Consider the following 24,669-nt stretch of genomic DNA (forward strand, 5'->3'; position numbering starts at 1 on the left):
TTGATTTTATATTTTTAAACATTTCGACATATTGGTGGTAAGAAAATTTAAAGTCTTACTTTAAATCCTCCTCTATAGACTGCACTAGGTCTTTTAAGATAACCAGTGCTTCTTCTAAGCAAACTTTATAGTAGCGTTCCTTCCCATCTTTTCGATAGGTGACAAGATCTGCTGAGTAGAGCAATTTCAGATGATGCGAGACTGTTGGACGAGAAAGCGACATATGGTCTGTCAACTGATTGACCGTCATCTCTCCCTTATCAAATAAGAGCATCAACATATCTTGCCGACTCTCATCTTGTAACATGGTAAAAGCTGGAATAGCCTTCCGCAAATACTGCATTGTTTTTTGACTCATTTTCCACCTCGTGTTGAAATGTTTAAACGTATTGTATTTTAAAGTTTTGCATTTGTCAACTACTTTGTTCAAAAAAATCACAACCCTCTGGCTGTGATTAATTTTTCCGTATCTGATCTTCCAGATAAGCCGCACGGGCACCACCAATCAGTTTAGGACGGCTGGCAAGAGCTGTAACATGGGCCTGACCGATTTCACGCAAGCTCGGTCTAATTGGCACTTGGACGTGCTTGATGTGCATGCCAATCGCCGTATCACCGATGTCCACACCCGCCTGAGCTATGATAAATTCCACTTCGACCGGGTCCTTCATATACTTGAAGGCTGCCAACTGTCCAGAGCCTCCTGCATGAAGGGTGGGCAAGACATTGACAATTTCCCAATCTTTCTGGATAGCCAATTCCCGCTCCACTACCAAGGCACGATTGAGATGTTCACAACCTTGGACTGCTAAATAAATACCCTTCGGCTCCAGAATGTCCAAAATCGTTTCAACAATCACCTCACCGACCTCCAGGCTGGAGTTTTTGCCGATATGCCCACCGATTACTTCACTAGAGGATAGACCCAATACGAAAATTTGGCCCCTTTGAAGATTGCTGAGCTCTAAGACTTCCTCCACAATTTGCTGGGTTTGCTGTTTAATTTCCTTTAATGACATGATTTACTGCACCAATTCTTTCTATTGCCTGAGCCAAGATGTAACCAACTACCAAACCAACTGTGTTTTGCAGAGTATTACTCATCAGACTTGTAACAGCGTCAGCTACATTATACATGAAACTAGATGCCACAAAATAGCCACCAATCATGGAAAGACTGGCAAGAACAACTCCAATCAAACGTTTCTTACCCGTCCATCCTGCGAAATAGCCCTGTGCACCGTGGAAAAGCAAGCTAAAGAAAGCCCACTGGGGATAGCCCAACAAGAAATCAATCAGAAGCCCTGACAGTCCGCCGACAATAGCCCCCTCTTTCTTGCCCAAGTAAAAGGCGGTAAAGAAAACCCCAACATCCAGCAAGGATGTAAAGCCATTTGGAGTTGGTATATGGATAAATGCTAGAACCAAGGTCAAAGCCGTTAGAATGGCCAGTAATACAAGTTCTTGCGTCTTTTTATTTCTCATATTGAATTACCCCATATTGATCTGATTTTAAGATGGCTGCATGGACAAAGTCCTTGGACAATTTGACTGCCGCCAAAGAGTCCTGACCTAACAAAAGCTGACTGGCAATGCTGGACGCAAAGGTACAGCCTGCCCCCACATTGTTTTCTGAAAGCAGGGGCGACTTAAGCACTACCACTTCCTGCCCGTCATAGTAAACATCGACAGCCTGTGAACCTCCCAAGCGGTTGCCCCCCTTGATGACTACCGACTTGGCACCCAAGTCATAAAGCGCCACCGCCGCCTGCTCCATCTCTTCCACCGTTTGGATGTCTTTTTGGAGCAATAGCTGAGCTTCTGCCAGATTTGGCGTGATGATGCTGACACAGGGAAGGAATTTCAAGAGTTCATCCCTCAGCTGGCTGACCTCGGTATCATGCGTTTCCTTGCAGACCAAGACCGGATCCAAAACCACTGGAATATCCTGATGGGCCTTGATAAATTCCAAGGCCTGCTCTGCTATTTCCACCGTCGGAAGCAAGCCGATCTTAATAGCTGAAAAGGGCACATCCTTCAAACTAGCCAACTGCTGGGCAAACACCGCTGCATCTGTCGGAATAACCTCAAAACCTTTTTCCGTCATAGCTGTCAAGCAGGTCACCGCCACAAAGCCATGCAGGCCATGGACTGTGTAGGTGGTCAGGTCCGCATGGAGGCCGCCACCGCTGAAAATATCATTGCCCGAAAGCGCCAAAATATACTTAGTCTTCATAGATAATCTCCTTTAAATATAAACCATTTCCCGCCGCAGTTGGACCTGCCAAACCACGATCTTTTTCTGCCAAAATCCGCTTAATCTGCCCCACAGGCATCCGACCATTGCCAATTTTCAGCAAGGTCCCCACCATATTCCGCACCTGCTTGTACAAAAAGCCATTGCCTGAAAAGGTAAAAATCAAGAACTGGCGCCGCTGGTCGTACTCCATGGTCGCCGCCGTGATGGTCCGCACCTTGTCCTCGACTGAAGTCCCTGATGCCGTAAAGCCTGTAAAGTCATGGGTCCCCACTAGGTCCTGAATAGCTTCTTCTATCAAGCCCAAGTCCAAATCATAGGGATAGAAGGTCGCATAGTGGCGCATCATGGGATTCTTGGGTCGGCCAATGTCCACCAAAAACTCATAGGTCTTGCTGTGCTTGGCATAGCGGCAATGAAAATCATCCGCCACCTGCTCCACCTGGACCACATCAATGTCCTCAGGGGTTTGGGTATCCAAGGCAAAGCGGAGCTTCTCAGTGTCTCGACTGCCAGCCAAGTCAAAGTGTATAACCTGACCGTAGGCGTGTACTCCCGCATCTGTCCGACCCGCACCATGAACGGTTACTGGCTGGCCACTATTCAATCTTACTAACGTTTTTTCGATTTCTTCCTGAACTGTACGAGCATGGGGCTGGCGCTGAAAACCAGAAAAATCATGTCCATCGTAGGAAATAATTGCCTTATATCTTGTCATGTTTTGATTGTAGCACAGGAAAAGTATGTAAACAAGTCATGAGACACCAAACTGTCCTATGACAGATTTCCTGTCTCAAAATTGACACAACCTCCCAAATACACTATAATGAAACTGAATATTGTATCTTAGAATTTTTATAAAATAGTAACGAAAGGAGGAAACTATGGAACTCCATTCTCACCTCAATGCAGAAAACCAAACTGCTTTTGAACACGTCATCCAACATCTAAAAGAAAAGGGTGTACGCATTACCGAAACTAGAAAAGCAGTCGTTGCCTACATTATCGAAAGCGATGACCATCCTAGTGCTGAGATGATTTATCAAGATCTACTACCTAACTACCCAAACATGAGCCTGGCGACTGTTTACAACAACCTCAAACTTCTATTGGAAGAAGGGTTTGTGACTGAATTGAAACGGACCAATGATAATACTACTTATTACGACTTCATGGGGCACGAGCACCTCAATGTTATTTGTGAAGTCTGTGGAAAAATCACTGATTTCATGGATGTAGAAATCCCGAGCTTGAAGAAGGAAGCTCATACCCAAACTGGTTACAAAATTACAAAAGAGGTGCTATCCATCTACGGCATTTGTCCTGATTGTCAGGGATAAAAGACGAATATCAAAGCGGCTTTCTGTCGCTTTTTTTATTTCCTTTTGAATTATCAGAACAATCTTATTTAGAATTATTCTAAAAACCTTGACTTTCTTTTTTATAATTGTTATAATTAACTTGATTAAATGATAATAATTCTAAATAAGGAAACAGCAAACTATGACACTCGTAACCAACCTCAAACAACACAGTCACATCATCACGACCGCTCTCTGCTTGGCGCTCATTCTAATGGGTATCCTTCTGCTCCAGACTGGGCAGGGATGGGCTCCTATCTTCTTCATTTCAGCCTTTGTCATCGGTGGCTACCAGTCCGCCAAAGAAGGTCTGACTGAGCTGATTTTCGACAAGCACCTGTCGGTCGATCTGCTCATGATTTTGGCTGCTATCGGCTCTGGCCTGATCGGCTACTGGATGGAGGGGGCTCTACTCATCTTCATCTTCTCCCTTTCTTCTACTCTGGAAGAATTGGCCATGGAAAAAAGTAAGAATGCCATCGCAGCTCTGATGAACATGACCCCTCCAACGGCTCGTAAAATCGAGGAAAATGGTGACATCACTGTCTTAGACACCGCAGCCATTCGCATCGGCGATCTCCTGCAAGTTCGCAAGGGCGACACGGTCCCACTGGATGCCACTCTCATCAGTGAGCAATCAATCTTTGACGAGTCCATGATTACTGGTGAGCCGCTTCCTGCGGAAAAAATGGCTGGACAGGCTGTTATCGGTGGCACCATCAACCAAGGGCCAACTGTGACCGTTCAAGTTACGGCTGAGAAAGGCAATGCTCTCTTTGATAAAATCGTCCAAATGGTTGAAAACGCCCAAGAATCTAAATCACAAACAGCGACTTTCATTGAAAATATGGAAGATACCTATGTCAAGGTTGTTTTGGTGGTAGTACCGCTCTTCATTCTCTTTGCCCATTTTGCACTGGGCTGGGACTGGTTAACTGCCTTCTACCGTGGCATGATTCTCTTGACCATCGCTTCTCCTTGTGCCCTCGTAGCTTCTTCTTCACCCGCAACACTTTCTGCCATCAGCCGTGCGGCACGCAAGGGCATGATTATCAAGGGCGGTGATATTGCGGATAACATCGCCAATCTAGAAGCCATCGTCTTTGACAAGACGGGTACCCTGACCATTGGTAAACCTGAAGTTGTAGGTGCGACCTATCTTGGCGATGAGGAGCTTGTCAAACAGGTTGTTCAGGCAGTTGAAAAACAATCAAGCCACCCGATCGCTCAGGCTCTGATGACTTATACGGCTGACAGCTCTGCCATTGACCTCCAAAGCCTAGAAGACGTGACCGGAAAAGGCTTGGTGGCTGGCTATGAGGGCGACAGCTGGAAAATCGGTAAGGCGGGATTTGTGGTGGACAGCCTGGTGAGTCCCCTGTCTGCTGGCTTGCTGGCACAGATCGATGAGGCGGAAAGCACTGGGAAAACCCTGGTCTATATCAGCCAAAATGATTTCCTTGTGGCGATCTTCATGGTGGAAGATAGTTTGAAACCTGAGAGCAAGCAGCTAATTGCCCAGTTGAAAGAGATGGGCGTGACGCCAATTCTCTTGACGGGTGACCAAGAAAAGACCGCTCGGTATGTAGCCAGTCAGGTCGGTATCGACCGTGTGATTGCCAACTGTCTGCCGACAAATAAGGCTGCTGTTATCCAAGAACTGCAAAACGAGTTTGCGTCAGTCGGCATGGTGGGCGACGGTATCAACGATGCTCCTGCCCTTGCCCAAGCCAATGTCAGCTATGCCATGGGAAGCGGAACGGACATCGCTATGGAGTCAGCCGACATCGTGCTCATGGAAGACCTGACACGGATTCCCTACTCCATTCGCCTCTCTAAGAAAATGCGGGGTATCATCAAGCAAAATATCATCTTTGCCCTGTCTGTCATTGCCCTCCTCATCATCTCCAACCTCTTCCAGTCTATCAACCTCCCAGTCGGTGTGGTGGGCCACGAAGGATCAACGATTTTGGTGATTTTGAATGGGTTGAGATTACTGTATTTTAAATAACATCAAACCGCCAGTTGCTCGGCGGTTTTGTTCTTATTTTTTTAAAAAAACGCTTGCATTACAAGAATTATTGTTTTATAATAATTTTGAAGATGATATTATCATAAAACAATAATAATTGGAGGTTTGCTATGAAAACGAATCTACTCAAAACAGCAGGATTGGTTGCTGCATGTGTTCGCTATTTCTTCTATTTTTTGATTGCTCTCTATGCCTTCTTTACATTGGCAGGTTTTAGCGGGGATTCTTTTGTAACACGTTCTTGGGAATACACTTTTAACAAACCCATTGACCAGATTGGTGTCTGGCTCATCCTTTTAACAAGTGGATTAATCTTAATCGTCTTAGCGGCACTCAGTCACATTGCCCACTTGCTTCAAAAGTTATGTAAATTGCTTTTGGAAGAAGATTATTTCGCTTCAGCTAGCCTTGCCCTTTATCAGAAACTCTTCATCAGTTTGATAGTCTTAACTGCTGGTCAATTCGGACTAACCAGCTTGATTGCCCTGACAAATGCTGCTGGACCAAACAACTTCCTCAATCTACGTTGGTCTGATTTTATCCTCAATGCTCTCTTTATCTTCCTGACTTATTTTGTCTGGACCTTAGTACAAAAAGGGCAACAACTTGAAACCGAGAACAGCGAGTTTATCTGATATGGAAATGATTCGCGTAAACCTAGACAAGGTCCTCAAAGACCGACAAATGACTTCCAAGGACTTGGCGGAGCAAGTCGGCATTACTGAGGCCAACCTATCCATTCTCAAGACAGGCAAGGCAAAAGGCATTCGTTTTAATACCCTGATGAGCATCTGCCGAATCCTAGACTGCCAACCAGGAGATATTTTGGAATATGTGAATGAGGGGTAATAGCATGAACAAAAAGATATTTTTCAACATCGTCATACAATTGCTAACGTTTATTCGTTATGGATTGATTGCCTTAACAGGATTGATAATTTTGGCACTTCTTATTCTACTTATAGGCGGGAAACCTATTCAAAATAGCCTACAACTAACTGTCCCTTTGTCTATCATTGTTATCATTCTAATCATAAGTATCGTATTGGTAGTTTGCTTCATCTACCTAGCTACCATACTCAAAAAATTGATCATCAACTTTCAGAAAGGAACTATTTTCTCAACTGAAAATGTAGTCTATACAAAGATAATTTTAGGAACTCTGATCGTATGGACTAGCATACAATTTGCAAGTGCTTTTTTCCTATCTTACCTAGACTTAAAGAATGTAAGTGATTTATACGATTTTTCACTCAGTGATTACTTCATAAATGGTGTGCTGATTATTATTGCATTACTAGCAAAAATGATATTGGAAAAAGGTGTACTTTTACAAGCTGAAAACGATGAAATTATATAAAGGAGCCCATGATGAAAAAGTATATTTCCCTCATTGCACTCTGCATGATGATACCTTGCTTAAGTGCTTGTCACTCTGTCACTTCAGAAGTTAATAAAGAAATGCAAAACGAGCTAACAGCAGCTTCCATCGAAACAGAAAAAGCTCTAAAAACAGACGAAAGTCTGGCTAAGATTGAGAACTTTCAACAAATTGTCGAAATCGCGGCATCCAAAGGAGAGCTCTCTCTTGAATCGCCTTTCTCTGGCAAAATCTATTTAATGGCAACAAAAGAAAATCTCGAGAAACTCTCAAAAGAAGAGTTTACTCTAAATGAACATAGTTTCTCAACTATCGATTCTGGTAGTAGCAATGATTTTAATATTCGCTATAAAAAACAGACTTACTTCACTGTTCAAAGCTTATCCGTGCAAGATCTGGAGGATTTCGAATACACCAAATCCTCTCCCACTTCCGCTATTCTTGTGTTCTATCCAAACTAGCAAAAATTCCTCGATTCAAAAGAACCGAGGAATTTTTTAATAAGTCGCCAAGCGTTTTTCCAAATGCACCTGTCCGACAGCATATAGGGTACAGATAACCCAATAAATAAGGGCCACACAGATGTAAACGGTCATGTAGTCCGACTTGGCTCCGCCGACTATCTTGGCCTTATTGAAAATCTCTGGCACCGTAATCATAGCTGTCAGAGAGGTACTTTTTACCATGTCTAAGAGAACGTTGCTAAGGGGTGGAAGGGCAATGCGAAAGGCTTGGGGGATGATGATTTTTCGGTAAATCACATTGGTCCGCAACCCCAGGGAACGCGCCGCTTCCCATTGCCCCTTATCAATGGCTGAAAGAGATGCACGAATAATTTCAGAAATGTAGGCACTGGACATGGAAGTAAAGGCGATGATAGAGGCTGTTATGGCATCTAACTGCAAGCCCATAAAGGGCAGACCAAAATAGATGAAGAAAAGAAGAACCATGAGAGGAATACCACGCATGAGAGAAATATGGGCCATAGCCAACCAACGCAAGGGGCCAAACTTAGACATCCGCATGAGGGCTACAAAAAATCCACAGAAAGTCCCCAAGGCAAAACCAATTAGGGATAGGGATAGAGTGTAGGGAAGTCCCTCCAAAATCTGTGGAATAGCCTCTCTTGCAATATCTGCATTAAAAACTGCCTGCCAGTTAATATCCATATCTTCTCCTCTTTCCTAAAAACCAGATAGACCTTGCCAGTCTGGGACTGACAAAGTCTATACAAGATGCATTTATCGTCATTTAGTTTTTCTTTTATTACTTCGACGTAAGAGGAAACTCTGTTTCCTTATTTCCAACTTCAAACACTCCACTGGACTGTTTGAACTCGCCTTGCCTGATTTTGTAAAAGTGACTTGCTTTGCAAGTATTATCTCCAACCTCCGAAGGTTCCCCAAACCTTTGGAGCGAGTACTAAAAATAAACTAAAAGACTATAATTTGTTGCTAATTCTTATTCAACTTCGATAACTGGCAATTTATCAGCATTTTCAACAGGGATTGTCAAATCTTGTCCTGCATAGTATTTCTCAGAAATTGCCTTCAAAGTTCCGTCAGCTTTCATCGCTTCAAGAGCTTCGTCAATTTTTTCTTTCAAGCTTGTGTCAGCCTTGCTCATGACAATCCCTTGTTCAGTTGGATTGTATTTTGCATCACCCATTTTGACCTTGATGTCTGGGAAGTTGGCATTGGCCCATTTGATGGCCATGACTTGTGTGTAGTAGTCGTTTGGAATGAAGTCTGTACGACCTGTTGATACATCACGCAAATAGACATCGTTGGTTACGTTGTCATAGATAACTGGCTCTGCACCTTGCTTTTCAGCAATTTTCATGTACTGAGTACCTGCACCACCACCAGCTTTTTTACCAGTCCAGTCGCTCAAGTCAGCTGCTTCGATTCCTGATGAACCATCTTCACGGACGATGTAGCCACCAACTGAATACTTGTAAGGGATAGAGAAGTTGTACTTTTCCTTACGTGCTGCTGTCATGTCAAAGTTGTTCACAGAAATATCAACCTTGCCACTGTCCACAGCTGTAAAGGCTTCTGCTACACCAATTTCTTGGTATTCGATTTCCAATTTCAAACGTTTACCAATTTCATTGATCATGTCAATTTCATAACCGACCAATTCTTTAGCATCATTGTAGTAAGAAGTTGGGAAGAGGGTACCTGGTGTTGCAACCTTCAAGACACCTGCTTCTTGTACTTTTTTCCATTGAGTTTGTTCAGCAGAAGAACTGCTAGTATTAGAACTTGAGCTAGAACATGCTGCCAAGGTCAAAGTAGAAACCAAGAGAGCTGAGGCCAAAACTTTTTTCAACATAAAACAATCTCCTTTGGAAGCCATAGCTTCCTTTTTACTTTTTCGGTGTTAACCCACCAACTTTTACAGGTTAACATTTTGAAAACGTTTTGGCAAATAATTGAACTGAAAAAATGAATTCCCTTACAAGTTGAGTAAACCTGCTGCCTCCATTTGGTCTGCCAACTGCAAGAGTAAATCCTCTCGTCCCTTGGCTGCTGTCAATTGGATGCCGATTGGCAAGCCATCAGCCCGCACATAAGTTGGCAGACTAATCGAAGGTTGTCCTGTGATATTTGCCTGCTGGGTAAAGGGTGTCCAGGCCAGACTTTCTGCAAACATCTCCCAAATCAAACTCTGCTGCTCTGCCATTGTCAACTCCTGCGTGTGCAACAAGCGGTCCAGCATCTCTTGCGAGTGAGTGAACTGTTCTAGCATGGGAGCCACATCTGCCACGGTCGGTGTCAGAAGGAGGTCGTAATGCTGGTGGAAGTCCGCCATTCTGGCACTGTAGCGGTCCCAATCCTGCAAGACCTTGGAGTAGAGTTTGGCTGGAACGGTCTGTCCACTCTGGTAAATGGCCCAGGTCATGGCTTCCATATCATCAGGTGTCATGGACCGACCCAACCCTGCCTCTATCTCTTCAAACATCTGGGCTGTGTCCACGCTGTTCATCAGGTAGAAGGATTTCATCAGTGCCACTCCATCCAGAGGATATTCTGATAATTCCACCAGCTCATGCCCTAAGTCAGCCAAGTAATGATAGGCTTTTTGAACCGCTTCTACCGCTTCAGGACTGACCTTGCTCCCTACTGGAGACTTGCTATAGTAGGCAATTTTCAGGGACCTGTCCGTAGACGAAAAGAGAGACTGCTCAGGCAGAAGAGCCAAAGGAAAGGGAGCCTCGACTTGATAGGTCTGCAAGTGATAGAGGAGGCGTTTGGTATCGCGAACCGACTTGGTCAGGGCAAAGTTGCTGGAAGCTCCCTGCCAGCCACGATAGGACTTGGGTCCAACTGGAATTCGACCACGACTGGTTTTGAGGCCTATCAAGCCATTAAAAGAGGCTGGGATACGAATAGAGCCACCACCATCCGATGCAGCAGCAATAGAGACCATGCCTGAAGCCAGTGCTGCGGCTGCACCACCACTTGATCCACCAGCATTGCGACTAGGGTCCAAGGGAAGATTGACAGGACCATGTAGGCTAGAATCCGACATGTTCTTAAATCCAAACTCTGGCGTATTAGTCCGTCCCAAGATGATAAAACCCAGGTCCTTGAAAGCCTGCACCAGTTTGTCTGTATGAGCTACTCGGTAGTTTTGAAATAGGCGAGAACCGGCAGAAGAGGGCTGCCCCTTTTCATTTTGCCCCAAATCCTTGAGCAAGAAAGGAACTCCAGCAAATGGCTTGCCCAGATAGTCTTCTTTCTCCGCTTCTTTCAAGGCTTCTTCATATTGCTTGCTGACAACCGCATTGAGGTCGGGATTGAGTTTTTCAATCCTGTCAATGGATTCTTGCACCAACTCCTTGGCAGAAACCTGTTTTTGATTGACAGCCTGGGCCATAGCTGTCGCATCTTTCCATTTCATAGATTTTCTCCTAAATTCCATATTTTTCCATAGACTGCTTGATGGTCTTTCCGAGCGCCATAAAATCAGCCATGTTGTCCGACGAAGGATAAAAGGTAGTCAGAAAAGCCCCGTTTTCAATCAAGACATGCTCAATTCGTGTTTTCATATCCTCCACTGTCAAATCCCGACCGACAAAGTCTGACAGATTGGCCATCGAATCCGGATCCACCTGTGGAAATCGGTCAGATACTTCTTGCGGAGCAAAACTTGCTGCATAAAAGTCAGCCACCACTTGCCCTCGTTTGACTTGATTGCCTGACACACTGATATAGGCAGAAATGGCAATGGCCTCTTGGTAAATCCGCTGAGCCAATCCAGCAAACTTCCGCCCCTTGATACTAAGGTCGTAGGTCCCAGGACAATAGGAAGTTGCCACCTCACCACTGACCACCTCGAAGGGAAAATCCGAAAGCGCCTGAACAATCACATCCACCATGACCTGATAAGACTCCCGCAAATCAACCTTGTGACCAGAGGGATTAGGCAAAATCAGAGTGACATTTAAAATCCCCTCATCCGCAACAACTGCCAAACCGCCCAAACTCCGAATTATAGGACTGTATCCCGCCTGACCAATACTGGCCAAGCCCTTGTCCAGCTGAGCAACCTGGCTGTCCATCATCCCCAGAATGACTGTTTGGTCCATGGGCCAAAAATGTAAAATCCCTGTATTGGACTGACGATTGACTTCGCGCAAAAAGACCTCAGTCCACACCAATGGTCCCTGTTTCAAACCTGTCAAGCCAGACCAATCTTCATATTTTTTATGGTCACATTCTCAACCCAAGATTTCATCCGTAAGCGTTCTCTTTCAAATTACTATATCTTATTTTAACACAGAGCCTGTGATGCGTCGGAGAAAATGCCCAGAGTTTTTTCTGAAAAAGAAAGGAGACTGGAGTTTCCAGTCTCATCTTAGAATTATAAATCCTCAAAGGCATCTTTTACCTTGTCAAAGAATCCTTTTTTATGGGGTTTGACATCAATATTTCCCGCTGCCGCAAAGTCTTTAAGGGCTGCACGTTGGCGGTCGTTCAAACCTGTCGGAGTAACGATATTGACCGTCACATATTGGTCACCGATGGCACCACCGCGGACACTTGGGGCACCTTTTCCTTTGAGTCGGAAGGTCTTACCAGTCTGGGTACCTTCAGGAATGACCATATCTACATCACCGTGAACCGTTGGTACATGAACAGTATCACCAAGTGCTGCTTGGACAAAGTTGAGGTTCAGTTTATAGTGAATAGTGGTTCCTTCACGTTCAAACTTGTCTGAAGGTTGGACCTGAATGACAACGTAGAGATCTCCGTAAGGACCTCCATTGAAACCAGCTTCACCTTGACCTGCCAAGCGAATACGTTGACCAGTTTCCACACCAGCTGGTACCTTAACCGTTACCGTATGGGCTTGTTTTTCATGACCAGTTCCATGACAGGTTGTACATGGATCTTTGATTTGTTTTCCGCGACCATGACAGACATCACAGGTCATTTGACGGCGCATGGTTCCAAGTGGAGTTTGGGTGTCCACATTGATCACTCCAGAACCATGACAACGCCCACAGGTTACTGGACTTGTTCCAGGTTTGGCACCTGAACCTGTACAGGTTCGACAAGTTGCCTCACGGTTATAGGAAACTTCACGTTCCACACCAAAAATCGCTTCTTCAAATTTCAAGTTGACTGCATACTGCAAATCATCCCCTTGACGAGGTGCATTAGGATTGCGCGTCGCACCACCTCCACCAAAGAAGCTAGAGAAAATGTCTTCAAAGCCACCGAAACCTGCTCCGTCGAAACCACCAAATCCACCTGCTCCTCCGCCGAAGCCTCCATTGGCACCAGCAGGACCATACTGGTCATAGGCTGCCCGTTTCTGCGGATCGCTCAAGGTTTCATAAGCCTCTTGGACCTCCTTGTATTTATCCTCCGCACCCGGATCCTTGTTAATATCTGGATGGTATTTCTTTGAAAGCTTCCGATAAGCCTTCTTAATCTCGTCTGGCGAAGCATTCTTAGAAACCCCCAGACGATCGTAAAATTCAGTATTGTTCATATAAGATACTAAGGGCGTTAAGCGGACACAGCCAAAATAGGAGTTTTGACGCAGGACGCCACCGTCCTAGGAAAAAACTATCTTTTTGGCACAGTCCGTAGCCCGTGTTCAGTTACGAACACATTCCTTTCTATCATGGTTTGGGAAAAGTGAAAATAGGAAACTGACGCAGTGTGCCTAACACACTAGGAAGTTTATCTTTTTCACTAGGTTTTTAGCCTGTGTTCGAATTACCGAACTTGTATTCCTTTCCTTAGAATTTAGAAAGTAGCCCGTGTTCAATTACGAACACTTTCCTTTCTATGAAGATATTAAGCCGTTAAGCGACTCAAAGAAAAATAGGGAGTGAAAGTGTCCAGTGGACACTTTCAGCCCTGTCGCACAAAAACAATAAGCGACAGGTATTTCTCAAAAAGTCTATCCCCAGACTTTTTGACTTTTCACACAGCTTTTAGGGCGGGTTCAATTCCTTTCGTTAAATAATAGACGAATTTCAGAAAGTAGCCCGTGTTCAGTCGAGAACACTTTCCTTTCTATAAAAATTAGCTAAGGCATTTTTTCAAATGTCACTTTGAACTCTTCAAATTCTTTGTCAGATAGCTCAAAAATAAAATCTTCCTCAGAGTAATTGTCCAACTCTTTAAAACACCTACTTGCATCTTCAACCAAAGCAAGACTGGTCAAAACCTGACGAGAAAAGGCATTGACTGTAAAACCTGTTCCTGTAATGATATTGCCATCCTCACAGACTGGTAAGGGACGAAAATTTTCCCTAGGCAAAAAATCAAAATAGTCGATAAAATTTTGCCAAATACCACCTGTGTAAAGAGTCTGTTTCAACAATCCAGCCTTGGCAAGTAGGATAGGTGCTGAAGAAATTGCTGCAATTTTGATTGGCTTACCATCTAAACCTGCAAGAAATCGAATGAGGCATTCATCTCGTAAAGCCTGAGTAAAGTCAATCATCCCTGGGCAAAGAATACAATCATATTCCTCTATATTTACCTCTTCTAAGGTTTTATTGGCATAACAAGGTAGACCGTCCTCCGAATAAATCGTTTCCTTAGTGGAAGCAATATAATCAATCTTTCTCCCAAAGTTCAACACTAATGTGCTGGTCAACGGAGCTATCTCATAGAGAGAAAAATTAGGATAAAGCAAACAAGCAACTTTTTTCATGAAAAACCTCCTCATTAGCTATTTACCCAAAAACAGAGGCTGGGTTGCAACCTCTGTGATTGGAAAGTTTATTGATGAATGATTTCTATTCTCGAGAAGATGAGAACTGAGTTCGGGCTAAGAACTTCGGAAAAAATGATTTTCCGAACCCTAGATACTCAAAGAAATTCAAGACTAGGCTAGGCAACTGGACGAAGATTGAACTAGAGTTCATCGAGGAGAGTTAACAAAGCCTAGTGAAGAATTTCGAAGAGTATTACTTTTCAGTAAACTCGCCGTCTACCACATCATCGCCTGCGTTGTTAGCTGTTTGGGCACCTTCTTGGCCTGCAGCTGCTTGTTGTGCTGCTGCGACTTGTTCATAGAGTTTCACTGCAAGGGCTTGGGCTTTTTCGTTGAGGTTTTCAAGTTTCGCTTTCATGTCGTCCAAGTTGTTAGCTTCTTGAGCTGCTTTCAACTCATCAAGAGCTACTTGAGCTTGGTCACGTTCTGCGTCGAAGCCTTTGCCTTCAGTTTCTTTAAGAGTTTTCTCAGTCGCAAAGATTGCTTGGTCCACATCATTACGAAGGTCCACTTCTTCCTTACGTTTCTTATCTGCTTCAGCGTTTGCTTCTGCATCTTTCATCATGCGATCGATTTCTTCATCTGTCAAACCTGAGTTAGACTGGATAACGATAGTTTGCTCTTTTTGCGTACCAAGGTCTTTGGCTTTTACAGAAACGATACCGTTCTTGTCGATGTCGAATGTAACTTCGATTTGTGGAATACCACGAGGTGCTGCAGGGATGTCTGTCAATTGGAAACGACCAAGAGTCTTGTTGTCTGCTGCCATTGGACGTTCACCTTGAAGTACGTGGATATCAACAGCTGGCTGGTTATCTGCCGCAGTTGAGAAGACTTGTGACTTAGAAGTTGGGATAGTTGTGTTGCGGTCGATAAGTTTTGTAAATACACCACCCATTGTTTCGATACCAAGTGACAATGGTGTTACGTCAAGGAGGACAACATCTTTGACATCACCAGTGATGACACCACCTTGGATTGCCGCACCCATAGCAACAACTTCGTCAGGGTTTACAGATTTGTTTGGCTCTTTACCAGTTTCAGCTTTTACAGCTTCTACAACGGCTGGGATACGAGTTGAACCACCAACAAGGATGACTTCGTCAATTTCTGACAAGCTAAGACCTGCATCTGAAAGAGCTTGACGAACAGGAACTTTTGTACGTTCTACAAGGTCGTAAGTCAATTCGTCAAATTTCGCACGTGTCAATGTCATTTCCAAGTGAAGCGGACCTGCTGCTCCTGCAGTGATGAACGGCAAGCTGATTTGGGTTGACGTTACACCTGAAAGGTCTTTCTTAGCTTTTTCAGCCGCATCTTTCAAACGTTGAAGGGCCATTTTGTCAGCTGACAAGTCGATGCCGTTTTCTTTCTTGAATTCAGCTACCATGTGGTCGATAATCTTTTGGTCAAAGTCGTCACCACCGAGCTTGTTGTCACCTGCTGTTGCAAGTACGTCAAAGACACCGTCACCGAGCTCAAGGATAGATACGTCGAAAGTACCACCACCAAGGTCGAATACCAAGATTTTCTCGTCTTTGTCAGTCTTGTCCAAACCGTAAGCAAGGGCTGCTGCAGTTGGTTCGTTGACAATACGTTCTACTTCAAGACCTGCGATTTTACCTGCGTCTTTTGTTGCTTGACGTTGGGCATCGTTGAAGTAAGCTGGAACAGTGATAACCGCTTTTGTTACTTTTTCACCAAGGTACTCTTCTGCATAACCTTTCAAGTATTGAAGGATCATTGCTGAGATTTCTTGTGGTGTGTATTCTTTGCCGTTTGCTGAAACTTTTTCAGAAGTTCCCATTTTTGATTTGATAGAAATGATTGTATCTGGGTTAGTTACCGCTTGGCGTTTTGCCGCATCACCAACGATGATTTCACCATTTTTGAAAGATACAACAGACGGAGTTGTGCGGTTTCCTTCTGGGTTTGCGATGATTTTTGATTCAGTTCCTTCAAGAACTGCAACTGCTGAGTTTGTTGTACCTAAGTCAATACCGATAATTTTAGACATATGTTTTACCTCTTTTTAATTTACTTTCTTTTCAAGTAGTTTAACGACATTTCGGTCAAGTTTTCTTTTTTGGGAAATAGCAGAGCGACCTTAGTGTTTCAGTTTGCTTTTATTACTAGCTTTAACAGTCTTTGAATAGACTGTTAAAGGTGGGGAATAAACGAATGAAATTCGTACTACTGCCGAAGACTGTACTGAAGTACGGCAAGGTGAGTTCAAATAATCTCTTTTATTTGAAGTTGGAAATAAGGAAACGGAGTTTCCTCTGCCGTCGAAGTAATAAAAGATAAACTGGAAGACTAAGTTATTCCGACACCACCACCATAGCCGGTCTCAACAGACGTTCATGCAACTTGTAGCCTTTTTGGAAGACTTGTGCGATGTGTTCTGCTGGGCAGTCGTCTGTTGCTGGAACAGTTTGAATGGCCATGTGAAGATTTGGGTCAAAAACATCGGTTGCGACTTCTTCCACCCCTTCTTCTTTGAGGGCTTGAATCAAACTTTCTTGTACCATCTCCAAGCCTTTTTTGACATCTTCTGTCAAACCTTCGACTTGAAGGGCACGCTCCAAGTTATCCAAGCTCGGCAAGATTTTCTTAGCCAAGTCTTGCGAACGGTAACGTTGAATGGTCTGGCGTTCCTCGTTGGCACGGCGTTGGATATTTTGCATTTCAGCATGGGCACGGAGGTACTTGTTTTCAAATTCCTCTGCACGCTCATTTGCCAAGTCCAATTCTGATTTTTCAGGAGCTTCGACAACTTCTTCTGTTGTTTCAACCTCTTCTACGATTTCTTCGTTTTTGATTTCTTCTGACAAGTTGTTCACCTCTTCATTTTCTATTATTACTTTGACAAATAATAAATTGAGTTCGGGCTAGAAACTCAGAAAAAAGATAGATTTCCTTGTGTCTGATGACACCGCGTCAATCTCCTATTTTTCAATCGTTTCCTTCACGCCCTCACATCTTAATTGACCTCATAATGATTACTACTTAAGTATCGGTAGTAATCGGTTAATTTCATAAATAGGACGCGGCTGATGATGTTGATTAAGCTCATCTGCCTACGGTAGTCCATGTCAACAGGACCAAGCAAACTCATCTGGGCCATGCCCCTATAGGGGATTGGAAAGCGATGATGAATGACTGTCACATCCGCCAGGGCAGGATCCCTATGTTCCGCCACGGAAATACTGGTCTGCTGGTTTAGCGCCAAGCCTTGCCGCAACTCTGGGGCTAATAGTTGTGGGCTATCCAAGAGCTGATAGGTGGCGAGATTGCCATAGGTCAGCGAGGCGACCTTTCCACTGATAAAGACTGATTCTTGGAAGAGATTGGCAAAGATGTAGTCCATCAGATCCAAGACATTGTCCGTCGTGGTAAAGTAACGCTGCACCACCTGGGGAATCTCCGTCCGCAGCTTGTAGTGAATTGCCAAGACCGTCTGGTCAACGAAGCGTTCATCCACCAGGCGTTTGAGCACTTCCAAGTCCCTGGTCAAAAAGTTCTTGGGAATGGCAAACTGGACGGTGACAGGTTTGGACTGGTCTAGGGTCAAGACTGCCAAGGCATCGTGGCTACTGAGCTGCACGATGTCAAAGGAAGTCAACTGCTGACTGGTCGGCTCCACATCTAAGATGACCGAGGTGTAGCCTGTCAAATCCGCTAGGACTGTACTGGCCCGCTCCAAGATGTCTTCCAACTTGAAGGCTTCAAAGTCGAAGGCCTTGACCACCTGATAAACATCTTCTTCATTGATGTGTTCCAAGTTAAGCGAATGGTTGACAAAGTATTGAAAACCAGCCCGACTGGGCATCCGACCGCTTGACGTGTGAGCCTTTTCTAGCAAGCCCAACTGCTCTAGCTTAGCCATATCATTACGAATGGTCGCCGAACTAGAAGCAATCATCTCCTGCAAGGCCTTAGAACCAATCGGCTCATGATGGCGCGTAAACAATTCAACAATCAGATTCAAAATATCATTTTGACGTTGGGTAATCATCTCCGCTCCTTTCATGAACAGTGTTGATTTTTATATTTTTAGCACTCTATAACGATGAGTGCTAAACTTTATACTCCCATTATACGCCGAAAAAATGGATTGTCAAGAGAAAAAACCAAAAAATTAGCACTCTTTTACCTAGAGTGCTAAAAATCAGTCTGAGGACCTAGTTGTTTTTTACAAGTCGGTAAAAACGGTATCCAGTCAACAGCAAGAGAGGGATATAGATAGCAGAAAGAATAAGCGTAAGTACATAATGATGCTCATTCAGATTCACCCCTATCAAAATGAAATAAAGTCCTAAGGATAGTAAATAACGTCTTTGGATGATTGTTTTAACAAATTCCACTTTGCTTTCCCTATCACCATATAGTTCAAGTCCCCCCAACTTAGCTAGCTTCCTGAAAATAATGAAGCTTTGGCATGATGTGACAAATTCCCAACCATAGTCCTCGTACATGCGTAGATAGGATTCTCTATCCTTGTTTTTACTTTCTTTAAAATCAACCTGGTAAACGACATCTTCTGGCTCACATTTTTCAAAATGATAAAACAAGCTCCAGCTAATCTTAACTAGCTTCCACCCCTTCTTATGCATTTCACTAAGGTAGCGTGCCTGTTGATTGAAATCTGTGATAAAAAATACTTTACATTCTGTCTTAGTCTCCATAACTTTCTCCCTTACTGTTTCGATAAAGGCGTTCAATTCGAGCCAATTCTATGTCTAGAATTTCCCGACCTGTTGCTGTTATTTGGTAAAACTTTCGCTTGTCTTCTTCTCTGACAAAGGCAATCAAGCCATCCTTCTCCATTTTCGACAGGGTGCCGTACATGGTCCCAGGGCTAATCACGACCTGACCTGCCGTGACTTCCTTGGTCTTCTGTGTAATATCGTAACCATGCCGTTCTTCCTGTAAATGAAAGAGAATATAGAAGGCTGTCTCTGTCATGGGAACATAGACGCGTTTTAACTTATCATCCATAAAACTCCTTTCGCACTACGATACATCGAACTTCGATGTATAAATTATATCGCACCTCGATACACTTGTCAAGAAAAAAATCAGAGAAAATCCCTGATTTCATTTCTTGATTGTTTTAGAAAATGGTGTTTTATGTGTCGTGATAAAGTTTTCAAGCCAGCTAGCATCATCGCTCTCTGTCGCTACTTCTTCCCTTTCCTCATCCGTGTCCTGTTCTTCATCATCTGAAAAATCGACTTTCCCAAACAGAACTACCTTGCCCTCCGTTTCAGCACTTGCTGAACTGCTATTAGTTGTTAGAAGCCCAAAAGTTACAAAACCAAGCATTGTAAGAGCACCTAGAACAAGTAATTTCTTCATCATTATTTCCTCCAAGATAATTATAGTCTTTTAGTTTACTTTTAGTACTAGGCAACGAGCTGCAGACAGTACTGGAGTACGGCAAAGCGAGTTAACGAAGTAATAAAAGAAAAACTAAATGTCTATAAACATTGTTTTGTAAAGTTGTAAAACTTACAAGTATCATCTTACAGGAAATGACGAGCCACTTAAAATTCATTACATATCTGTAACTTTCTCAATTTCCTTATTGATCTGGTAGATTAAATCATAGCAATCTAAAAATTTGGCAATATGCAGGCATTCCTTCATTATTTCTAGGCCACCATCATTTCCATTCATGTAGGACAAGCGTGCTTTTATGAGCTTAAGCAGCAAGCGATCCCGCATATTCTTTTCCATGATATTGACAGAGTCAAGAATTTTGAGAAAGCGAATCGCAGCAATCTCCTCTCCCCTATCTAACAAACTACTCGAAATATTGATGAGTACCTTATAAACATTATCTCTGTTTTCTGTGATATCCATATAAAACTTTGTTCGATTGAGAACTTCCATTCCCAGAACTTCCAACATTTTGCTAGGAAGACCTCTGCTACAATTTCCGAAAATCCAGAGTTCAAATTTACCCCAATCATCTATGGACATTAAATAGTCCGATAGAATAGCTTTTTCATCCTCAGAAACATCATAATCAGGATCGCACCATTGCTGCTTGAATATATGAAAGGCCGCAACCATCACCCTATCAAACGGACGTCCATCCCTATCATACTCTGCTTGATGGTACAAAATTCTATCATCCATATACTGAGCGTTGTGACTATAAACTGCACGGACGAATTCTTCTGAGGAAAACAAATTATCTATCTGAAAATAGGACTGGTAGAGGGTAGAAAATTCGCCCTCTACCACATTCATCCGTCTCAAGCAATGAAAAAATGTATCTACAGAAAGATTACTCTTTCCATTTTCAAAGCGTGATAACTGAGCAGGTGTCACGAAATCCCCAGCCACTTCTTTGAGAGACATATTTTTTGATTCACGAATGAGTTTAAAAATTTTTCCGTAATTTCCCATTATATTCTCCACGCGTTACATTTATGTAACGAAATTTGCCAACTTTTGAATCTAGTATATCATAAATTTATCATTTTTTTATAGAAAGGCAGGTAGTTATGTCATCTCTCTTATCTACCCAAGAATTATCAAAGCAATATGGGAAACAAAAAGCAGTTCATCAGGTTTCTTTAACGATTAATAAAGGAGAAATCTGTGGCTTAGTCGGTGAAAATAGTGCTGGGAAGACAACGCTTCTCAGAATGTTATCGGGCCTCATTTCCCAAACTTCAGGTACCATTACTAGCTCAAAAGATTGTCGTATGGGAGCTTTAATTGAATCCCCTGCTCTACAACCTAATTTATCTGCGATCGATAATCTTCGTTACATGGCTCTGCAATTAAATCTCAAGCAAGCGGATGAAAAAATCTTAGAGACATTAGCAATTGTCGGTTTAGAGGATGTGGATCCTAAGAAAAAATCCAAAGATTTTTCATTGGGAATGCGTCAACGTTTAGCCATTGCCTTAGCTATTCTAGATAAGCCTGATTTTTTAATCCTAGACGAACCGATTAATGGTCTTGACCCTGTTGGAATCAAAGAAATGAGAAGCATTATTTTAAATCTTCGCAATCAATATGGGATGACCATCCTTATCTCCAGTCATATCCTATCAGAGCTTGAGATGGTGGTTGATCGCTACATTATTATGCATAAGGGCCTTATCGTCAAAGAATTCTCAAGACAAGAACTTGAACAAACCTTAGAAGAACAGCTCTATCTACAAACGAACAACCATCCTAAGACCTTTACTATCCTTGAAGAGCAGGGCATCGCTTACAAAATAGATAAGGATTATATCAGTCTGTCATCAGATACAAATGTTATGAGCCTCATTCATCTCTTGATAAACCATGAGATGGAGGTCAAAGAAATTTTTAAACAACAAATGTCATTTGAAGATTATTACCTGACATTGATTCAAGAAGGAGAAGAGCATGATACATTACTTTAAAGCTGATTTATTTAAGATTCAAAAAGAACAGAGATTAACGGTTTCATTGGGAATATTGGCTTTACTGTCCTTTTTATCCGCTTTTTTGTTGCATGGCAACGAAGACTTCACTAGCTCTCTTATTCAATTGCTTTCTCAATTTATCACACTATTTTTTATCGTTCCAGCCAACCTTTTCTTTGGAGAAGATTTTACTTACCGTACCATCAATCATATTATTATCAAGCAACAAACAAGAAAAGGGGTATTTTTCTATAAAGTCTTAGCAACCCTTGTACTAGATCTCGCTTATATCCTTCTATCCTATTTATTGAGTAGCAGTGTTGGCTTACTTCTAGGTGATCGTGTTGATTTTGCAGTGATAATACAAAGTTTCATTGTTCAAACACCTTTATTTATCTGTATCTCTCTGTTATCCATCCTGATATTTGTCAAGTCCAATAAGGTCAATCAAGCCTATCTTGACTTTAGTTTAATTAGCCTTCTTTTTGACAATATCACTAACCTCATTACCAGTAACCTACTCCATATGACATTACCAACAGATTATTTTCTATTTCTTTCGCTTCAACAAGGGGAACATATTTCAAGGCTATCCATGGGTCTTAGCTTTATGGCTACTCTATTATATCTCTATCTGAGTTACGGCATTTTCAGTAGGAAAGAGTTAAAATGATGTAGCTTAGATTTCATATATAAAAACATGTATGTCACACATCAGAAAAAACGTATGACATACATGTTTTCATTTCACATTTATTCCCCTTGAGCAATCAATTCTGCTCCACGGTGACGGTAGGACATATCTCCGACTGCTTCAATAGTAAATTGACCATTTTCATACTTGAGGACAGTAATAGAACCATTGTCCAAGAAGAGATTGGTTGGACTTTCTGGATTGAGTAGATTTACAAGAGTTGCAATGGTCATACCATGGCTGACTACAAGAGCATTTCCTCCACCTTGTTTTTCTACATCCTGTGCGATGGATTCAAAACCTGTCAAGATACGGTCACGCAAGACTTCCCAAGACTCTGACCAACCAGCTGTATCTGCCTCTTGGATACCATGAGCAATTTCCTCATAGCTCATGCCAACGACATCAATCGTCCCTTTCAAGCGTGGTAAAACACCTTGAAAAAGTTCTGCGTCATACATGCCCTCGAAACTACCAAAGCACCATTCACGGATACGCTTGTCTTGGTAATATGGGATTTTTCCTAAAATTCCCAATTCACGCTGGGCGATGGTCATGGTCTGAACGGTCCGCCCTAGGTCACTGGATACGGCTAGTTTAAAATCAATGCCTGCATCCTTGAGCCCCAAGCCCAGCTCACGAATTCCTTCCTCACCAGCCTTGGTCAGCGGTGTATCACACCAGCCCTGCACGCGCCCGATGGTATTAAACATGGTTTTCCCATGTCGAGAAATATATAATCTTACGTCTGCCATAGTGTTCTCCTTGTCTTTTCTTACTATATAGTCATTTGAATTAGCTTTGATACATCGTCACTTTCGGCTTGCTGTACTCTAGTACTACCTGCACCTCGGTTCCTTATCTGAAAGCTAATTCACTCGACTATAGTATAGCAAAAAACCGACTGCTTGTCGCAATCGGTTTACGTTTTTAGTTCTTAAAGCTATGAATCGGTGCTGGAATTTGTCCGCCACGGTTGATAAAGTCAGCAGACGAAGCCTGATTGACCTTCATAACAGGAGCCGTTCCCAGAAGCCCACCAAATTCAATCATATCCCCTTCTTTTCCAAGCGGAATGATACGAACCGCAGTAGTTTTCTGGTTGATAACCCCAATCGCCGCCTCATCCGCAATCATAGCTGCGATCGTTTCAGCAGGCGTTGTTTCTGGAATGGCAATCATATCCAAACCAACAGAACAGATAGCCGTCATAGCTTCCAATTTTTCAAGGTTGAGCGAGCCATTTTGCACCGCCGCAATCATGCCCTCGTCCTCAGACACAGGGATAAAGGCACCTGACAAGCCACCGACTTGGTTGCAGGCCATGACTCCACCCTTTTTCACTGCGTCATTGAGCAAAGCCAGGGCAGCGGTCGTTCCGTGCGTACCTACGGTTTCTAAGCCCATTTCCTCCAAAACCCGAGCCACTGAATCGCCAACGGCTGGCGTCGGAGCAAGGGACAGGTCCACGATACCGAACTTAACACCCAGGCGTTCACTGGCCATATTGCCGACCAACTGACCGATACGGGTAATCTTGAAGGCCGTCTTTTTGACGGTTTCCGCCACCACATCAAAGCTCTCGCCACGCACTTTTTCAAGGGCACGCTTGACCACACCAGGCCCAGACACACCGACATTGATAACCACATCCGCCTCGCCGACACCATGGAAGGCACCCGCCATGAAAGGATTGTCCTCGACCGCATTGGCAAAGACCACCAGCTTGGCCGCCCCCATTTCAGAAGCTTCCGCCGTCTCCTTGATGATCCGCCCCATATCCCGCACAGCCGTCATGTTGATACCCGTCTTGGTCGATCCGATGTTGACTGACGAGCAGACCTTTGTCGTTTGGGCCAATGCCTGCGGTATAGAGTTGATGAGGATTTCATCCCCTTTTTGGTAGCCCTTTTGAACGAGAGCTGAAAAACCTCCGATAAAATCGATGCCGATTTCATGAGCCGCCTTGTCCAAGGCATGAGCCAAGGGAAGATAATCCGTCGCATCCGTCGCCGCACCAATCAAAGCAATCGGCGTTACCGACACCCGTTTATTAACAATGGGAATCCCCAGCTCCGCCGCAATCTCATCACCGACCGCTACCAAGTTCTTAGCCTTGGTCACAATTTTGGTGTAAACTTTTTCCGCAGCCTTATCGATGTCCGAGTCGATACAGTCCAAGAGGGAAATCCCCATGGTAATGGTCCGAATATCGAAGTGCTGCTCCTCGATCATCTCAATGGTTTCTCTAACCTGTCTAATATCCATGATTGCT

At 43.4% G+C, this 24,669-nt stretch carries 28 protein-coding genes; 8 read left to right on the forward strand and 20 right to left on the reverse strand.

Annotated features, from left to right (window positions below; translation table 11 throughout):
* Window positions 1-55: 55 nt before the first annotated feature.
* From P7J36_RS06750 to truA, 5 genes are all read right to left on the reverse strand, one after another.
* Window positions 56-358 (reverse strand): ArsR/SmtB family transcription factor, encoded by a 303-nt coding sequence (locus P7J36_RS06750; protein WP_253217830.1) that lies wholly within the window; start codon window positions 356-358, stop codon window positions 56-58.
* A 97-nt stretch (window positions 359-455) separates the two neighbouring features.
* Window positions 456-1,019 carry a TIGR01440 family protein gene (locus P7J36_RS06755; RefSeq protein WP_408551589.1) on the reverse strand — a complete coding sequence of 188 codons (564 nt, stop codon included), beginning with the start codon at window positions 1,017-1,019 and terminating at the stop codon, window positions 456-458.
* Entirely contained in the window at window positions 1,000-1,485 is a 486-nt protein-coding gene (locus tag P7J36_RS06760) for an ECF transporter S component (protein ID WP_408551590.1), read from the reverse strand. The genes P7J36_RS06755 and P7J36_RS06760 overlap by 20 nt, the downstream gene beginning before the upstream one ends.
* Entirely contained in the window at window positions 1,475-2,236 is a 762-nt protein-coding gene (locus P7J36_RS06765; protein ID WP_408551591.1) for a bifunctional hydroxymethylpyrimidine kinase/phosphomethylpyrimidine kinase, read from the reverse strand. The genes P7J36_RS06760 and P7J36_RS06765 overlap by 11 nt, the downstream gene beginning before the upstream one ends.
* Entirely contained in the window at window positions 2,226-2,975 is a 750-nt protein-coding gene (gene truA / locus P7J36_RS06770) for a tRNA pseudouridine(38-40) synthase TruA (protein ID WP_024410345.1), read from the reverse strand. Before truA ends, P7J36_RS06765 begins: the two co-directional genes overlap by 11 nt.
* A 166-nt stretch (window positions 2,976-3,141) precedes the next feature.
* Here truA and P7J36_RS06775 point away from each other — a divergent pair, with 166 nt between their 5' ends.
* From P7J36_RS06775 to P7J36_RS06800, 6 genes are all read left to right on the forward strand, one after another.
* Window positions 3,142-3,597: a Fur family transcriptional regulator gene (locus tag P7J36_RS06775; RefSeq protein ID WP_014636557.1), complete on the forward strand. Its 456-nt coding sequence runs from the start codon at window positions 3,142-3,144 to the stop codon at window positions 3,595-3,597.
* 163 nt (window positions 3,598-3,760) lie between these two features.
* Window positions 3,761-5,629: a heavy metal translocating P-type ATPase gene (locus tag P7J36_RS06780; RefSeq protein ID WP_408551592.1), complete on the forward strand. Its 1,869-nt coding sequence runs from the start codon at window positions 3,761-3,763 to the stop codon at window positions 5,627-5,629.
* 131 nt (window positions 5,630-5,760) lie between these two features.
* Window positions 5,761-6,285, forward strand: coding sequence for a hypothetical protein (locus P7J36_RS06785; protein WP_408551593.1), 525 nt, complete (start codon window positions 5,761-5,763; stop codon window positions 6,283-6,285).
* A gap of 1 nt (window position 6,286) precedes the next feature.
* On the forward strand, window positions 6,287-6,499 hold the full coding sequence (locus P7J36_RS06790; RefSeq protein ID WP_136670781.1) for a helix-turn-helix domain-containing protein: 213 nt from the start codon (window positions 6,287-6,289) through the stop codon (window positions 6,497-6,499).
* A gap of 4 nt (window positions 6,500-6,503) precedes the next feature.
* The gene (locus tag P7J36_RS06795; protein ID WP_408551594.1) at window positions 6,504-7,010 is read left to right on the forward strand and encodes a DUF2975 domain-containing protein; all 507 of its coding nucleotides are present in this window, start codon (window positions 6,504-6,506) and stop codon (window positions 7,008-7,010) included.
* Between the two features lie 11 nt (window positions 7,011-7,021).
* Entirely contained in the window at window positions 7,022-7,492 is a 471-nt protein-coding gene (locus P7J36_RS06800) for a hypothetical protein (RefSeq protein WP_408551595.1), read from the forward strand.
* 36 nt (window positions 7,493-7,528) lie between these two features.
* Here the strand turns inward: P7J36_RS06800 and P7J36_RS06805 are convergent, their stop codons facing one another.
* The 13 genes from P7J36_RS06805 to P7J36_RS06865 all read right to left on the reverse strand — a co-directional run bounded on the left by P7J36_RS06805 (window position 7,529) and on the right by P7J36_RS06865 (window position 20,702).
* Complete coding sequence (locus tag P7J36_RS06805) at window positions 7,529-8,200, reverse strand: amino acid ABC transporter permease (protein WP_044758292.1); 672 nt, start codon at window positions 8,198-8,200, stop codon at window positions 7,529-7,531.
* A 292-nt stretch (window positions 8,201-8,492) separates the two neighbouring features.
* Window positions 8,493-9,368 (reverse strand): transporter substrate-binding domain-containing protein, encoded by an 876-nt coding sequence (locus P7J36_RS06810; protein ID WP_408551596.1) that lies wholly within the window; start codon window positions 9,366-9,368, stop codon window positions 8,493-8,495.
* Window positions 9,369-9,491: 123 nt separating this feature from the next.
* Window positions 9,492-10,940 (reverse strand): amidase, encoded by a 1,449-nt coding sequence (locus tag P7J36_RS06815; protein ID WP_408551597.1) that lies wholly within the window; start codon window positions 10,938-10,940, stop codon window positions 9,492-9,494.
* A gap of 10 nt (window positions 10,941-10,950) precedes the next feature.
* On the reverse strand, window positions 10,951-11,715 hold the full coding sequence (locus P7J36_RS06820; protein WP_408551598.1) for a lipoate--protein ligase family protein: 765 nt from the start codon (window positions 11,713-11,715) through the stop codon (window positions 10,951-10,953).
* Window positions 11,716-11,903: 188 nt separating this feature from the next.
* Window positions 11,904-13,040 carry a molecular chaperone DnaJ gene (gene dnaJ, locus P7J36_RS06825; protein WP_408551599.1) on the reverse strand — a complete coding sequence of 379 codons (1,137 nt, stop codon included), beginning with the start codon at window positions 13,038-13,040 and terminating at the stop codon, window positions 11,904-11,906.
* A gap of 546 nt (window positions 13,041-13,586) precedes the next feature.
* On the reverse strand, window positions 13,587-14,219 hold the full coding sequence (locus P7J36_RS06830) for a DJ-1/PfpI family protein (RefSeq protein ID WP_408551600.1): 633 nt from the start codon (window positions 14,217-14,219) through the stop codon (window positions 13,587-13,589).
* 256 nt (window positions 14,220-14,475) lie between these two features.
* Window positions 14,476-16,299, reverse strand: a complete 1,824-nt coding sequence (gene dnaK / locus P7J36_RS06835) for a molecular chaperone DnaK (protein WP_408551601.1) — start codon at window positions 16,297-16,299, stop codon at window positions 14,476-14,478.
* Between the two features lie 304 nt (window positions 16,300-16,603).
* Window positions 16,604-17,125, reverse strand: a complete 522-nt coding sequence (gene grpE, locus P7J36_RS06840) for a nucleotide exchange factor GrpE (protein ID WP_269089031.1) — start codon at window positions 17,123-17,125, stop codon at window positions 16,604-16,606.
* Between the two features lie 140 nt (window positions 17,126-17,265).
* On the reverse strand, window positions 17,266-18,300 hold the full coding sequence (gene hrcA / locus P7J36_RS06845) for a heat-inducible transcriptional repressor HrcA (protein ID WP_408551602.1): 1,035 nt from the start codon (window positions 18,298-18,300) through the stop codon (window positions 17,266-17,268).
* A 166-nt stretch (window positions 18,301-18,466) separates the two neighbouring features.
* Window positions 18,467-18,970 (reverse strand): DUF2812 domain-containing protein, encoded by a 504-nt coding sequence (locus P7J36_RS06850; RefSeq protein WP_408551603.1) that lies wholly within the window; start codon window positions 18,968-18,970, stop codon window positions 18,467-18,469.
* The gene (locus P7J36_RS06855) at window positions 18,960-19,283 is read right to left on the reverse strand and encodes a PadR family transcriptional regulator (protein ID WP_172021161.1); all 324 of its coding nucleotides are present in this window, start codon (window positions 19,281-19,283) and stop codon (window positions 18,960-18,962) included. Before P7J36_RS06855 ends, P7J36_RS06850 begins: the two co-directional genes overlap by 11 nt.
* A gap of 99 nt (window positions 19,284-19,382) precedes the next feature.
* Entirely contained in the window at window positions 19,383-19,646 is a 264-nt protein-coding gene (locus P7J36_RS06860; protein ID WP_274723135.1) for a hypothetical protein, read from the reverse strand.
* A 195-nt stretch (window positions 19,647-19,841) separates the two neighbouring features.
* Entirely contained in the window at window positions 19,842-20,702 is an 861-nt protein-coding gene (locus P7J36_RS06865; protein WP_408551604.1) for an Rgg/GadR/MutR family transcriptional regulator, read from the reverse strand.
* A gap of 98 nt (window positions 20,703-20,800) precedes the next feature.
* On the opposite strand from P7J36_RS06865, the gene P7J36_RS06870 reads away from it, so the two are divergent.
* Both P7J36_RS06870 and P7J36_RS06875 read left to right on the forward strand, forming a co-directional pair.
* Entirely contained in the window at window positions 20,801-21,697 is an 897-nt protein-coding gene (locus P7J36_RS06870) for an ATP-binding cassette domain-containing protein (protein WP_408551605.1), read from the forward strand.
* Window positions 21,681-22,373: an ABC transporter permease gene (locus tag P7J36_RS06875; RefSeq protein WP_408551606.1), complete on the forward strand. Its 693-nt coding sequence runs from the start codon at window positions 21,681-21,683 to the stop codon at window positions 22,371-22,373. The genes P7J36_RS06870 and P7J36_RS06875 overlap by 17 nt, the downstream gene beginning before the upstream one ends.
* Before the next feature lie 80 nt (window positions 22,374-22,453).
* On the opposite strand, the gene P7J36_RS06880 is transcribed toward P7J36_RS06875, so the two are convergent.
* Window positions 22,454-23,149 (reverse strand): histidine phosphatase family protein, encoded by a 696-nt coding sequence (locus P7J36_RS06880; RefSeq protein WP_408551607.1) that lies wholly within the window; start codon window positions 23,147-23,149, stop codon window positions 22,454-22,456.
* A 175-nt stretch (window positions 23,150-23,324) separates the two neighbouring features.
* On the reverse strand, window positions 23,325-24,662 hold the full coding sequence (locus P7J36_RS06885; protein ID WP_408551608.1) for a PFL family protein: 1,338 nt from the start codon (window positions 24,660-24,662) through the stop codon (window positions 23,325-23,327).
* Window positions 24,663-24,669 lie beyond the last annotated feature (7 nt).

Source organism: Streptococcus suis (genome assembly GCF_046032115.1).
Lineage (GTDB): Bacteria > Bacillota > Bacilli > Lactobacillales > Streptococcaceae > Streptococcus > Streptococcus suis_AJ.